Raw genomic sequence first — 13,154 nt, 5'->3', positions numbered from 1 at the left:
AGGTTCAAGATTTACGATTATTCTTCCCCCGCTCTATCTGAGCTATCAGCTGCTTCAGTTCATCCAGATTCATTTTCTCATCTTCAATAAACTGAGAAACCACCTTGGTATAAGAATTGTCAAAATACTGAGAAACAATCTCTCCGATAGCCGAACCCTTGTATTCATTTTCTGTTATTTTTGCTTCATAACGGTAGGTGTTTCCAAACGCCCGATAACTGACAAAGCCTTTTTCTACCAACAGCTTCACCAGAGTAGCTACTGTATTGTAATGGGGTTTCGGTTCTGAATAGAATGCCAACATTTCACGAATAAACAAAGGACCATGGGTCCATAAAATATTCATTATTTCTTCTTCTTTGGGTGTCAGTTTCTTCATAAACAGCTCATTTAAGATTAATACTACACGAAGATATGAAAATTATCAGACAAACAACTAAAAGTTTTAGTAGAACTACTAATATTAATAGTAATTAATAATAAAGATAAAATATCCAAACGATTTATTGAAAACACAAGCAGATTTTGACAGACATGCCAAAACTAAAATGGAACATTCAGTAAATATCCCAATTTAAGAACATAAAAAAGGCAGGAGAGCGATTCACTTTCCTGCCTTTTTCTATGTTTACATCTTATGTCTTCCTTAGAACTCACTGGTGAAATGGAACTTGATGTGCTTAAAGTCCATCTGTGCCATCTGAAGCACATAACCGCTATCGGCCAGGAACACATCGCGTCCGTCACGGTCTTTCGCCATATACTGATACTTACGTTTCTTGAAAGCTTCCAGTTCAGCCGGATCATCGCTTTCAATCCAGCAGGCTTTATACAGACTCAACGGTTCCCAACGGCACTTCGCATTGTATTCATTTTCCAGACGGTACTGAATAACCTCAAACTGCAACTGACCTACCGTACCGATAATCTTGCGTCCGTTGAACTGGTTGACAAACAGCTGTGCCACACCTTCGTCCATCAGCTGGTCGATACCCTTGTTCAACTGCTTGGTCTTCATCGGATCGGCATTCTCAATGTACTTGAACATTTCCGGAGAGAAGCTCGGCAATCCCTTGAAGTGCAACAGTTCACCTTCAGTCAGCGTATCGCCAATCTTAAACGTACCGTTATCCGGCAAACCGATAATATCGCCAGCCCAAGCCTCATCCACTGTAGTCTTGCGCTGTGCCATGAACTGCGTGGGTGAAGAGAAGCGCATGGTCTTGTTATGACGTACGTGCAGGTACGGCGTGTTACGGGTAAACTTACCAGAACATACCTTACAGAAGGCTACACACGAACGGTGGTTCGGGTCGATGTTGGCCGTAATCTTGAACACGAAACCGGTAAACTTAGGTTCCTCAGGCTGCACCTCGCGTTCTTCTGCCTGTACCGGACGCGGACTTGGCGCAATTTCCACAAAACAGTCGAGCAATTCCTGCACACCGAAGTTGTTCAAAGCCGAACCAAAGAACACCGGAGCCAGTTCTCCTTTCAGGTAATCGTCTACGTTGAATTCCGGATATACCCCGTCAATCAGTTCCAGCTCACTGCGCAACTTTTCAGCCAGCGGTGTACCGATATGGTTATCCAAATCCTCTGTATGGATGTCCACTTCCACCTTCTCCGTCACCACCTGCTTGGAAGGCTGGAAAAGATTCAGTTTCTGTTCGTAGATGTTGTACACACCCTTGAAACGCGGACCGCTCTCAATCGGCCACGTCAGCGGGCGCACGTTGATAACCAGTTCTTCCTCCAGTTCATCCAGCAAATCGAACGGGTCCTTAGCCTCACGGTCCATCTTATTGACGAAGATAATCACCGGCGTGTTACGCATACGGCAGACTTCCATCAGCTTACGGGTCTGTGTTTCCACACCCTTCGCTCCGTCCACCACGATGATTACACTGTCCACTGCCGTCAAAGTACGATACGTATCTTCGGCAAAATCCTGGTGACCCGGTGTATCGAGGATATTAATCTTATAGTCATGGTAGTCAAACTCCATCACGGAGGTAGTAACCGAGATACCACGCTGCTTTTCGATGTCCATCCAGTCGGACGTGGCAGTTTTCTTTATCTTGTTTGATTTCACGGCTCCGGCCACCTGAATCTGTCCACCGAAAAGCAACAGCTTTTCCGTCAACGAGGTTTTACCGGCATCCGGATGCGCGATAATCGCAAATGTTCGTCTTCTTGCTATTTCCTGATTTGCCATATTTATTGTTTTAATTTTTCAATACATTCTGCCAGACTGTCCATCCAGTAAGGCACTTCCACGCCGTAGGTTTTCTTCAGCTTGGTCTTGTCGAGCACAGAATAGTGCGGACGACAAGCTTTCGTAGGATAATCCTCTGTATGAAGCGGAGACACATGACAAGTAGTGATACCTGCCAGACGATGGATAGCTTTGGTAAAATCATACCAGGAGCACACGCCTTCGTTGCTGAAATGATAAATACCCGGCACGATACCTTTCTCCAGTGCCACAAAAATGGCCTGAGCCAAATCGCGTGCATAAGTCGGCGTACCAATCTGGTCGAAGATAACTCCCAGCGTTTCTTTCTCCTGCCCCAAGCGAATCATGGTCTTCACGAAATTGTTGCCAAACGTAGAATACAGCCATGCCGTACGAATCACCATCGTATTGGGACACTGCTTCAGCGCTTCCTGCTCACCAGCCAGTTTGGTAGAGCCATATACGGAATTCGGACACGGTGTATCTTCTTCCTTATAAGGGACATGGGCTGTACCGTCGAACACATAGTCCGTAGACACCTGCACCAGCCAGCCGTTACGGCTTTGTGCCGCCTTGGCCAGATAGCCCGGAGCCACATGATTCAGTTTGTCGCAGAGTTCCACGTTGTCCTCCGCCTTGTCGACTGCCGTATAAGCTGCACAGTTCACAATCACATCAATCTGATGAGCCGATACAAATTCCATTACCGCCTGTTCATCGCAGATATCCAACTCCGCCACATCGGTAAAGAAATACTCAAAATTCCGGTGCTTTTCTGCCAGCAGACGCATTTCATTGCCCAACTGTCCGTTGGCTCCCGTCACTAATATCTTTTTCATGTTCTGTGATGTTTTAATCCAGTTCCAAATCGCCTTCCTTATCCTTAATATAATATCCGGCCAGCATCGCCAGCAAGTCACTGATGGCTTTCACCGCCTTCATGGTTTCTTCGCTGATTTCCTTCTTCTGCAATTTCAGCATCAGTACCCCATACATGGCATCAAAGCAAGTCTCCAGTTCAGGCACGTCCTTGTCGCCACCCTTGGCACGCAGTTCCACAATAAAAGGAAGCACCTTGTAATACGCCGCACTGTAATAAGGGAATTTAGGCGAACGCAACAAACGCAGGTGTAAGTCAGTCAGCCAGACGATGATGTTCTTGTTAATCTGCACATGACCCTTTTCCAGCACCCCTTCCTGCTGCATCATGTTAATCAAGTCCTCATACCAGCGGGCCAGTTCCTTCTTCTGCTCGTCGGTAGCCGGATAAGGCTCGATGATATTCTTACGGATGCGCTCCATATCGCAGCCGTTGGCACGAATCAAGTCCTCCACCTGCCACATATACAGCAGGTATTCGGCGATATTCTTTTTTTTAAGTTGTTGAGAAATATACATATCCTATCAAGAAAAAGATTTGCCGGCAATGGCCAGGACGATTCCCACCACCGCCGCTATCATGACCACGACACCAATGATGCGGTTGAGCACCCAGATGCCGCGCAAATTAAATCGTGAACGTACTTTATTGACAAAATAAGTAATGCTGAACCACCAGCCCAATGCTCCCAGGATAATGGCCAGATAACCCACTAACTGAAAACCGATGGGACTGCCCGGCATGACAAATGAGAAACGGGCAAACAGACCGATGAACAGGAAAATAATCAAGGGATTGGACAGGGTGACAAAAAAGGCCGTAACGAAGTTGTGCAGGTAAGTTCCCCGCGTACCCGAAGACGGGCGAAGCGACTTCACCGGATTACTGCGGAAGGTATAGATACCAAAAGCCAGCAGCATGATGCTGCCCACCACCTGAAGAAAAATATGATGCTTCAGGATGAGTTCGTCCATGAAACTCATTCCGTATCCCGTAATCAACGCATAGCAAATATCACTTAATGCCGCCCCGACTCCCGTCACGAAACCAAACCAGCGCCCTTTGTTCAACGTACGCTGAATACAGAGCACACCGACCGGTCCCAAAGGAGCAGACACGACAATGCCGATAATCAATCCCTTCAGCAACAAATCAAGTATAGTAACCTGTTCAATCCAATTCATACTGCAAAGATGCTACTTTTTTACGAAAGTACCTACATTTTTATACGATTATCCTTAAGAGTATATCTGAAAAAACAACAAATTCAGAAACCCTAAAGGAATAACAGGAAGACATTCCCGCATTTTTTACGTCTCCCGGCACAAAACCATATGTCTCCCCTACGGGAAACTTACAGCTCCGGCTGGAGAAACGTAAAGTTCACGTAAGGGAGACATACAACCAACAAGTCCGTTTTTCCCTCAATGAAGGGAGACTTTCGGGTTTCTATCACACAAAGAGTACGGCCAGAATACCCAGTCCGACTGCTACAATGGTAGAAATCAGTCCCGGCATCATGAAAGAATGGTTCAGCACATACTTTCCGATGCGGGTGGTACCCGTGGTATCAAAATTGATGGCTGCCACCACCGTCGGATAATTCGGGATGAAAAAATACCCGTTGACCGCCGGAAAGAGGGCAATCAGCATATAGGGCGAAATGCCCAGTGCCATGCCCAAAGGAAGCAAGGCACGGATGGTTGCCGCCTGACTGAACAGCAGGATAGACATGACAAAAAGCGCAATACCGAAAAGCCACGGCATATCAGTTACCAAACCGAATATATTTTCTTTGATGACGGCAATGTTACCGGAGATAAAGGTATCGCCCATCCACGCAATACCGAAAATGGCCACTACCGCCTGCATACCCGCATTGAAGACTGAACTTTTAGCGGCCTTCATCCCACTGGTGCCAGTCAGCAGCAGAATCAGTGCGGCTACCGACAGCATGAGCACTTCAATGATGTGCGCCATCTGCATCACCACTACGCCCTCTGAGGTTTGAAACGACGGACGAAGGCTATCTATGGAACCAAACAGCACAATGCCCACCGTGGCACCTAAAAACAGCAATACAGAAGTCAATGCTTTACCAGGATTAGCCACCTCAGCCGTACAATAATTGGCACCCGACAGTTCGCCCGACTTCAAGCGTGCCTGATATACAGGGTCATCCTTCAGTTCCTTACCTACCCGCATGGAATAAATCGCACCGGCCAGTACACCCACCAAGGTGCAGGGAATGGAAATCTTCAAAATATCAAACAAAGTAATGTGATATCCAGCCAGCATACTCAACAGGGCCACCGTAGCCGCAGAAATAGGACTGGCAGTAATAGCCTGCTGGGAAGCAATGACAGCAATCCCCATCGGACGTTCCGGACGGATACCCGTTTCACGAGCCACTTCGGCAATAACCGGAAGTACGGAATAGGCCACATGCCCCGTTCCGGCAAAGAAGGTAAAGAGGTAAGTCACCAGCGGACTCAACAGCGTGATGCGCTGAGGATGGCGACGCAAGATTTTCTCTGCCCATTTCACCATCAAATCCAACCCTCCGGCAGCCTGCATGCAACCGGCAGCTGCAATCACTGCCACAATCATCAGCATCACATCAATAGGGGGAGTGGTGGGTTCAAGATCAAAGACAAAAGTAAGTACGGCCAGCCCCAAGCCTCCAAAGACTCCCAGACCGATGCCGCCTACACGCGCTCCGACAATAATTGCCAGTAACACAAACAGTAATTGTAACCACATAAATAGAAAGAGTTTTTAGATTTAAGGTGCAAAGATACTAATATTCAATGGAACGTAAAAATGCAATGGAACTTAGCCTAACCAGTTCGTAAAAATCAGGATACAATCAAAGACTCTCTCAACGAACCATCCGATTTTTCTTTTCACACCTTTCCAGTAAATCTTTTTCATAATAAGGAGAATTTTCCATTTACAGTTACTAAATTACAATAATAAACTGATATAACAAAAGAAGCTGTTTCAAAATCCCAATTAATTTTGAAACAGCTTCTTCACCCTTATTTTTTCAAATTATCGCATATTCTTTTTCGCTTCTTTCTTATCCTGGTAATTAAAATACGCCAAACTGATGAGCGCAATAACAATCACCATCACCGATACAATAATTGCTCCCATTATTTATCCTCCTTCTTATCTTTAAGCAACATAAGTCCCGTCAAAAGAGTTACCAACACGGCAAGAACCACAAGTCCATACATATACCATGCCCATTCATTCACCCCGTTAAAAAGAGAGATCAGCAACACAGCTATAGTCATATACTTAGCTATATCCAAAAACCATTTGCCTAACTTTTTTCTCATGAGACAAATATAACACTTTGTTTCTAATAGTCAATCATTCTTACCTTTCTATTTTATTTTAAGAAACTACTTACCCCTCATCCAATCCACCAACTAAAAGCAAATTCCTCCCAATGCACCGCACGCAATTACTTTTATTTTTCTTCGTAATTCCGAGGATTTTCTCTACCTTTGTACCACTTTTAAAGCGCATTGAATATTCATTATAACATACAAGTGCTATGATTCTATTTTTCAGAACACCCACAAACAGTGTGATTGCCACGGAATGCAATCAGGAACTGAATGCTGAAGACGTCAAGAAACTATGCTGGCTGTACAGCGATGCCACTGTGGAAAACGAAGACAACCTGAAAGGATGGTTCATCGGCCCACGCCGTGAAATGATTACTCCATGGAGTACAAATGCGGTTGAAATCACCCAGAACATGGGTCTCAACGGTATCCGTCGTATCGAGGAATACTTCCCGGTGAAAGATGAAAACGCCGACCACGACCCGATGTTGCAACGTATGTATCACGGACTGGATCAGGAAATTTTCACGGTAGACATCAAACCGCAGCCTATCATATACATCGAAAACCTGGAAGAATACAACGAAAAGGAAGGTCTGGCGCTGTCACGCGAAGAAATGGACTACCTGATGAAGGTGGAAAAAGACCTGGGCCGCAAACTGACTGACTCGGAAGTATTCGGTTTCGCACAGATTAACTCTGAACACTGCCGCCACAAAATTTTCGGTGGTACGTTCATCATCGACGGACAGGAAATGGAGTCTTCTCTGTTCCAGATGATCAAGAAAACTACACAGGAAAATCCTAACAAGATTATCTCGGCTTACAAAGACAACGTAGCCTTTGCCGAAGGTCCGGTGGTAGAACAATTCGCTCCGGCCGATCACTCTACTTCTGATTACTTCATTATTAAAGATATCAAGACCGTCATCTCACTGAAAGCGGAAACACACAACTTCCCGACTACCGTAGAACCGTTCAACGGTGCGTCTACCGGTACAGGTGGTGAAATCCGCGACCGTATGGGTGGTGGTAAAGGTTCATGGCCGATTGCCGGAACTGCCGTATACATGACTTCTTATCCGCGTACAGACGAAGGACGCGACTGGGAAAACATTCTGCCGGTGCGCAAATGGTTGTACCAGACTCCGGAACAGATTCTGATCAAGGCATCAAACGGTGCTTCTGACTTTGGTAACAAGTTCGGACAACCGCTGATTTGTGGTTCTGTTCTGACTTTCGAACACGAAGAAAACAACGAAAAATATGCCTACGACAAGGTTATCATGCTGGCAGGTGGTGTGGGCTACGGCACACAGCGCGACTGCTTGAAGGGTAGCCCCGAAGCAGGAAACAAGGTCGTAGTCATGGGTGGTGACAACTACCGCATCGGTCTGGGTGGTGGTTCCGTTTCTTCTGTAGAAACAGGACGTTACTCTTCAGGTATCGAGCTGAACGCTATCCAGCGTGCCAATGCAGAAATGCAGAAACGTGCTTACAACGTGGTACGTGCATTGTGTGAAGAAGACGAAAACCCGATTGTATCTATCCACGACCATGGTTCTGCCGGACACGTAAACTGTCTGTCTGAGTTGGTAGAAGACTGCGGTGGTCTGATTCACATGGACAAGTTGCCTATCGGCGACGAAACACTTTCCGCCAAGGAAATCATCGCCAACGAATCACAGGAACGTATGGGTCTGCTGATTGACGAAAAAGCCATCGAGCATGTACACAAGATTGCAGAACGCGAACGTGCACCGATGTACGTGGTAGGTGAAACTACCGGCGACCATCGTTTTGCCTTCGAACAAGCTGACGGCGTACGTCCGTTCGACCTGGCCGTAGACCAGATGTTCGGCTCTTCTCCGAAAACTTATATGGTGGACAAAACTGTAGAACGTCATTATGAAAACGTTTCTTACGATGTCACCAAACTGAATGAATATTTGCGCCGCGTGCTGCAGCTGGAAGCCGTAGCCTGCAAGGACTGGTTGACCAACAAGGTAGACCGCTCCGTAACAGGTAAGATTGCCCGCCAGCAATGTCAGGGTGAATTGCAGTTGCCGTTGAGCGACTGTGGTGTGGTTGCCCTCGACTACCGTGGTGAGAAAGGTATCGCTACTGCACTGGGACATGCTCCGCAGGCTGCCTTGGCTAATCCGGAAGCTGGTTCTGTACTGGCTGTATCAGAAGCACTGACTAACCTGGTATGGGCTCCGCTGGCAGAAGGAATGGACAGCATTTCATTGTCAGCCAACTGGATGTGGCCTTGCCGTGCACAGGAAGGTGAAGACGCCCGTCTGTACAAAGCAGTGAAAGCATTGTCAGACTTCTGCTGCGAACTGCAAATCAACGTGCCGACCGGTAAGGACTCTCTGTCAATGACACAGAAATATCCGAACGGTGAAAAGATTATCAGCCCGGGAACCGTTATCGTTTCTGCCGGTGGTGAAGTATCCGACATCAAGAAAGTGGTTTCTCCGGTAATGGTCAACAAACCGAAATCTACCTTCTATCATATTGACTTCAGCTTCGACCAGCTTCGTCTGGGTGGTTCTGCTTTCGCACAGTCACTCAACAAGGTGGGCGATGACGTACCGACCGTACAGAATCCGGAATACTTCCGCGACGCATTCCTGGCTGTTCAGGAACTCGTGAACAAAGGCTTGATTCTGGCCGGACACGATATTTCTGCCGGTGGTTTGATTACTACCCTTTTGGAAATGTGCTTTGCCAATACAGAAGGTGGTATGGAAATCAACCTCGACAAGATTAAGTGCGACGACATCGTGAAGATTCTGTTCGCCGAAAATCCGGGTGTAGTTATCCAGGTAGCCGACAAACACAAGGCAGAAGTCAAGAAGATTCTGGAAGATGCAGGTGTAGGTTACGTGAAGATTGGTGTGCCGACTGAAGAACGTCACATTCTGGCAACTCTGCACGATGCAACTTACCAGTTCGGTATCGACTACTTGCGTGATGTATGGTATTCTACTTCTTACCTGCTCGACCGCAAGCAGAGCATGAACGGCTGTGCCAAGAAACGTTTCGAAAACTACAAGCAGCAACCGCTGGAATTTGTATTCGACAAGTCATTCACCGGTAAACTGTCGCAGTTCGGCCTCGATCCGAACCGTCGTACACCGAGCGGCATCAAAGCAGCCATCATCCGTGAAAAAGGAACTAACGGCGAACGTGAAATGGCTTACATGCTGTATCTGGCAGGCTTCGACGTAAAAGACGTAACAATGACCGACCTGATTAGCGGACGTGAAACACTGGAAGACATCAACATGGTAGTTTACTGCGGTGGATTCTCCAACTCCGACGTACTGGGTTCTGCCAAAGGATGGGCCGGAAGCTTCCTGTTCAACCCGAAAGCAAAAGCTGCCCTCGACAACTTCTACGCTCGCGAAGATACATTGTCACTGGGTGTCTGCAACGGTTGCCAGCTGATGATGGAACTGGGACTGATTACTCCGGAAGACAAGAAGAAAGGCAAGATGCTGCATAACGACTCACATAAGTTTGAATCTAACTTCCTGGGTGTAACCGTACCGATGAACCGCAGCGTGATGTTCGGCTCACTGAGCGGCTCTAAACTGGGTATCTGGGTAGCTCACGGAGAAGGTAAGTTCTCATTGCCTTATCCGGAAGACCACTACAACGTAGTGCTGAAGTATTCATACGATGAATATCCAGGCAACCCGAACGGTTCAGACTACAGCGTAGCCGGTATCGCCAGCCAGGACGGCCGTCATCTGGCCATGATGCCTCACCTGGAACGTGCTTGCTTCCCATGGGAAAACGCATACTATCCGCTTGACCGCAAAGAAGAAGACCAGATCACTCCGTGGATGGAAGCCTTCGTAAATGCCCGCAAGTGGGTGGAAGCCAACCGTAAGAAATAATCCAAGAAAAATGATACTTTAACACAAGGAGTCGCCTTTTAAAGCGACTCCTTTGTTTTTGTCAAAAAAGAATGGTTTTATGTTGGATTTTGTAAATATAAACCGTACTTTTGCTTGCGTAGCTAAAAGAACATTCAAAAAACTTATAAAATAAGATAACCATGAAAGAAATAGACTGGTCGAATCTGTCTTTCGGATACATGCGGACAGATTACAATGTACGTTGCTATTATCGCGACGGAAAATGGGGAGAACTCGAACTCTGTTCAGAAGAAACATTGAACATTCACATGGCTGCCACTTGTCTGCACTACGGACAGGAGGCTTTCGAAGGACTGAAAGCCTATCGCGGAAAAGACGGTAAAATCCGTATCTTCCGTCCCGAAGCTAATGCAGAACGTCTGCAAAGCACTTGCCGAGGTATCCTGATGCCGGAACTTCCGACCGAAAAATTCTGCGAAGCTGTGAAGAAAGTGGTAAAGGCCAACGAACGCTTCATTCCTCCATACGAAAGCGGTGCTTCTCTTTACATCCGTCCGCTGTTGATTGGTACAGGTGCACAAGTAGGTGTACATCCTGCCAGCGAATACATGTTTGTGATATTCGTCACTCCGGTAGGTCCGTACTTCAAAGGTGGATTTGCCACTAACCCCTACGTAATTATCCGCCAGTACGACCGTGCAGCACCACTCGGAACCGGTACATTTAAAGTAGGTGGTAACTACGCTGCCAGCCTCCGCGCCAACAAAATGGCACACGATGCAGGGTATGCCAGCGAATTCTATCTGGATGCAAAAGAAAAGAAATACATTGACGAATGTGGTGCTGCCAACTTCTTTGGTATCAAGAACAATACCTACGTCACTCCGCTGTCTACCTCTATCCTGCCCTCTATCACCAACCGCAGCTTGATGCAGCTGGCTGAAGACATGGGAATGAAAGTAGAACGTCGTCCGATTCCGGAAGAAGAACTGACTACCTTCGAAGAAGCAGGAGCTTGCGGTACAGCTGCCGTAATCAGTCCTATCGGCCGCATTGACGACCTGGAGAACCAGAAGTCATACGTCATTGCAAAAGATGGCAAACCAGGCCCTATCAGCGAAAAACTATATCACAAGCTGCGTGGCATCCAGTACGGTGACGAAGCTGATCCATACGGATGGGTAACTGTGTTAGATTAATACTCCCTTTTTTATAAAACAGGGCTGTCTCACTTCACAAGGATATTGGTCACATCGTAGAATAATTTTTTAGATTTAAAACAACATGAAGAATAATATACTCGGATTTATAACCTACCTTTTGGCCACAATCCTATTTTCTCCATCGGTAGGTATCATCCTGCTAGCGATGAAAGAAAATGCAGACAGATGCCACTATTATAAAGGAAAATGGAATATGACCGATATAGCTATTGGAATAGCTGCGGTCTCTATCGGAATAGCAGTAAGATACTTTTTTGATTTTAAACTCTGCTTATAGACATAAATACATTCAAAGCTGAATTGAATGTCTATTAATCAGCAGAGCTATCATTTAAGTACTGATATTTGTTGAAATATCTCATCAAATATCCTGTCTTCGAAAAGAAGATGAAAAGCATTGCTCGACCATTGAAATTCAATGGTCGAGTTTTATTTTTTGCAACCCATTTCCATGATGCCGAATAATAGGTCGAATAATAGATTAATGCTCTCCTTACATCAACTATCTCTTCTCGAACGAACGGCAAAAGCGCAATAACTCTCCATTCGCCCGATTATCGATTTCCGTCTCTCGTATCTCTTCAAATAAATTCAGGGTAGAAGAACACTCCCCACAAATATCAATACCTATGACCCGCTCTTGCCGAAATACAACGGCCAACAACTGCTCCAGTTCTGATAAAGTCAGTGAACCTTGATCCCAGTTGGTTATCGCAGAAGAAGGGTCCAGCACATCCTTGTCGATAGAAATATAGACAGGTTCACTCACATGCTCAGAGGCAAACGCTTTCCAACCTGCTTCCTGATCCAAAGAAGATTCACTATAAAAATGAATACGGTCGCCATATTCCTTTGGGACTTCCTGCAGCAAACGGTCTGAAGCACCGGCTATAATTACCTTCTTACAATTCGCATTCGTATCAAACACATCTTTTACCCAACTTCCACACGACAGGATATGCTCAAATAAAGGAGGCTGCATGTCAGGATGGTGGTCAAACACCAGCAAAGCAAATGGAGTAGTCAGCTTATCGGTCCAGAATTTCGTCACATAATGATAGTTTCCTGAATCTATAAAATGAATTCCCTGTGGAGAATAATCCGCTATCATGCGCTGTAAGGCAGAAGCGCCTTCTTCATCACAATAGCATTCAGTTCCATTCAAATGCTGGCAATCCAGCCACACAAACTGACGATTCCGGGCAAAAGACTCATAATTGTACACGCCTGTAAAATTCATCACAACCACCGGTTTCGAATTCCGGCTAAATACTGCTTGAGATTGATGATTCATATACTTTCCTCCCACTCTTCAAAATATGCCTTAAAAACGAGGAAAAGAGACTGACACCGGAAACTCTTTCCCCATTGTCTATAGGCCATAAACAGAAAAAAGCTGTAACCGAATAGTTACAGCTTTTTATCTCGGCACGGGAAGAGAGGCTCGAACTCCCGACACTCGGTTTTGGAGACCGATGCTCTACCAACTGAGCTATTCCCGTGTTTGCGGTTGCAAAAGTAGTACAAATTTCGGAAACTGCAAGGGATTTCGAA

Annotated in this window: 10 protein-coding genes and 1 tRNA gene; 2 read left to right on the top strand and 9 right to left on the bottom strand. The window is 46.1% G+C overall.

Annotated elements, in window-relative coordinates:
* Positions 1-4 precede the first annotated feature (4 nt).
* The 7 genes from BACPLE_RS15085 to BACPLE_RS15055 all read right to left on the bottom strand — a co-directional run bounded on the left by BACPLE_RS15085 (position 5) and on the right by BACPLE_RS15055 (position 6,466).
* Complete coding sequence (locus BACPLE_RS15085; RefSeq protein WP_007563503.1) at positions 5-379, bottom strand: BlaI/MecI/CopY family transcriptional regulator; 375 nt, start codon at positions 377-379, stop codon at positions 5-7.
* A 267-nt stretch (positions 380-646) separates the two neighbouring features.
* Positions 647-2,218 (bottom strand): peptide chain release factor 3, encoded by a 1,572-nt coding sequence (locus BACPLE_RS15080; protein WP_007563501.1) that lies wholly within the window; start codon positions 2,216-2,218, stop codon positions 647-649.
* 2 nt (positions 2,219-2,220) lie between these two features.
* Entirely contained in the window at positions 2,221-3,078 is an 858-nt protein-coding gene (gene rfbD, locus BACPLE_RS15075; RefSeq protein ID WP_007563499.1) for a dTDP-4-dehydrorhamnose reductase, read from the bottom strand.
* A gap of 13 nt (positions 3,079-3,091) precedes the next feature.
* On the bottom strand, positions 3,092-3,637 hold the full coding sequence (locus tag BACPLE_RS15070) for a DUF4924 family protein (RefSeq protein WP_007563497.1): 546 nt from the start codon (positions 3,635-3,637) through the stop codon (positions 3,092-3,094).
* A 6-nt stretch (positions 3,638-3,643) separates the two neighbouring features.
* Positions 3,644-4,303 carry a LysE family translocator gene (locus BACPLE_RS15065; protein ID WP_007563496.1) on the bottom strand — a complete coding sequence of 220 codons (660 nt, stop codon included), beginning with the start codon at positions 4,301-4,303 and terminating at the stop codon, positions 3,644-3,646.
* A 268-nt stretch (positions 4,304-4,571) separates the two neighbouring features.
* Positions 4,572-5,882, bottom strand: a complete 1,311-nt coding sequence (locus tag BACPLE_RS15060; RefSeq protein ID WP_007563495.1) for an anaerobic C4-dicarboxylate transporter family protein — start codon at positions 5,880-5,882, stop codon at positions 4,572-4,574.
* 395 nt (positions 5,883-6,277) lie between these two features.
* Positions 6,278-6,466, bottom strand: coding sequence for a DUF6722 family protein (locus BACPLE_RS15055; protein WP_007563494.1), 189 nt, complete (start codon positions 6,464-6,466; stop codon positions 6,278-6,280).
* 221 nt (positions 6,467-6,687) lie between these two features.
* On the opposite strand from BACPLE_RS15055, the gene purL reads away from it, so the two are divergent.
* Positions 6,688-10,395, top strand: coding sequence for a phosphoribosylformylglycinamidine synthase (purL, locus tag BACPLE_RS15050; RefSeq protein ID WP_007563492.1), 3,708 nt, complete (start codon positions 6,688-6,690; stop codon positions 10,393-10,395).
* Between the two features lie 161 nt (positions 10,396-10,556).
* Positions 10,557-11,576, top strand: coding sequence for a branched-chain amino acid aminotransferase (locus BACPLE_RS15045; protein WP_007563491.1), 1,020 nt, complete (start codon positions 10,557-10,559; stop codon positions 11,574-11,576).
* Between the two features lie 526 nt (positions 11,577-12,102).
* Here the strand turns inward: BACPLE_RS15045 and BACPLE_RS15035 are convergent.
* The gene (locus BACPLE_RS15035) at positions 12,103-12,894 is read right to left on the bottom strand and encodes an arginase family protein (RefSeq protein ID WP_007563488.1); all 792 of its coding nucleotides are present in this window, start codon (positions 12,892-12,894) and stop codon (positions 12,103-12,105) included.
* Positions 12,895-13,029: 135 nt separating this feature from the next.
* Positions 13,030-13,102 (bottom strand) — tRNA-Trp (locus BACPLE_RS15030).
* Positions 13,103-13,154 lie beyond the last annotated feature (52 nt).

Source organism: Phocaeicola plebeius DSM 17135, from assembly GCF_000187895.1.
GTDB lineage: Bacteria > Bacteroidota > Bacteroidia > Bacteroidales > Bacteroidaceae > Phocaeicola > Phocaeicola plebeius.
This window is presented reverse-complemented; position numbering and strand designations above follow the sequence as displayed.

Coding starts and splice junctions, on each gene's coding strand:
- BACPLE_RS15085 (WP_007563503.1), bottom strand. CDS start 379: ATGAAGAAACTGACACCCAAAGAAGAAGAAATAATGAATATTTTATGG.
- BACPLE_RS15080 (WP_007563501.1), bottom strand. CDS start 2,218: ATGGCAAATCAGGAAATAGCAAGAAGACGAACATTTGCGATTATCGCG.
- rfbD (WP_007563499.1), bottom strand. CDS start 3,078: ATGAAAAAGATATTAGTGACGGGAGCCAACGGACAGTTGGGCAATGAA.
- BACPLE_RS15070 (WP_007563497.1), bottom strand. CDS start 3,637: ATGTATATTTCTCAACAACTTAAAAAAAAGAATATCGCCGAATACCTG.
- BACPLE_RS15065 (WP_007563496.1), bottom strand. CDS start 4,303: ATGAATTGGATTGAACAGGTTACTATACTTGATTTGTTGCTGAAGGGA.
- BACPLE_RS15060 (WP_007563495.1), bottom strand. CDS start 5,882: ATGTGGTTACAATTACTGTTTGTGTTACTGGCAATTATTGTCGGAGCG.
- BACPLE_RS15055 (WP_007563494.1), bottom strand. CDS start 6,466: ATGAGAAAAAAGTTAGGCAAATGGTTTTTGGATATAGCTAAGTATATG.
- purL (WP_007563492.1), top strand. CDS start 6,688: ATGATTCTATTTTTCAGAACACCCACAAACAGTGTGATTGCCACGGAA.
- BACPLE_RS15045 (WP_007563491.1), top strand. CDS start 10,557: ATGAAAGAAATAGACTGGTCGAATCTGTCTTTCGGATACATGCGGACA.
- BACPLE_RS15035 (WP_007563488.1), bottom strand. CDS start 12,894: ATGAATCATCAATCTCAAGCAGTATTTAGCCGGAATTCGAAACCGGTG.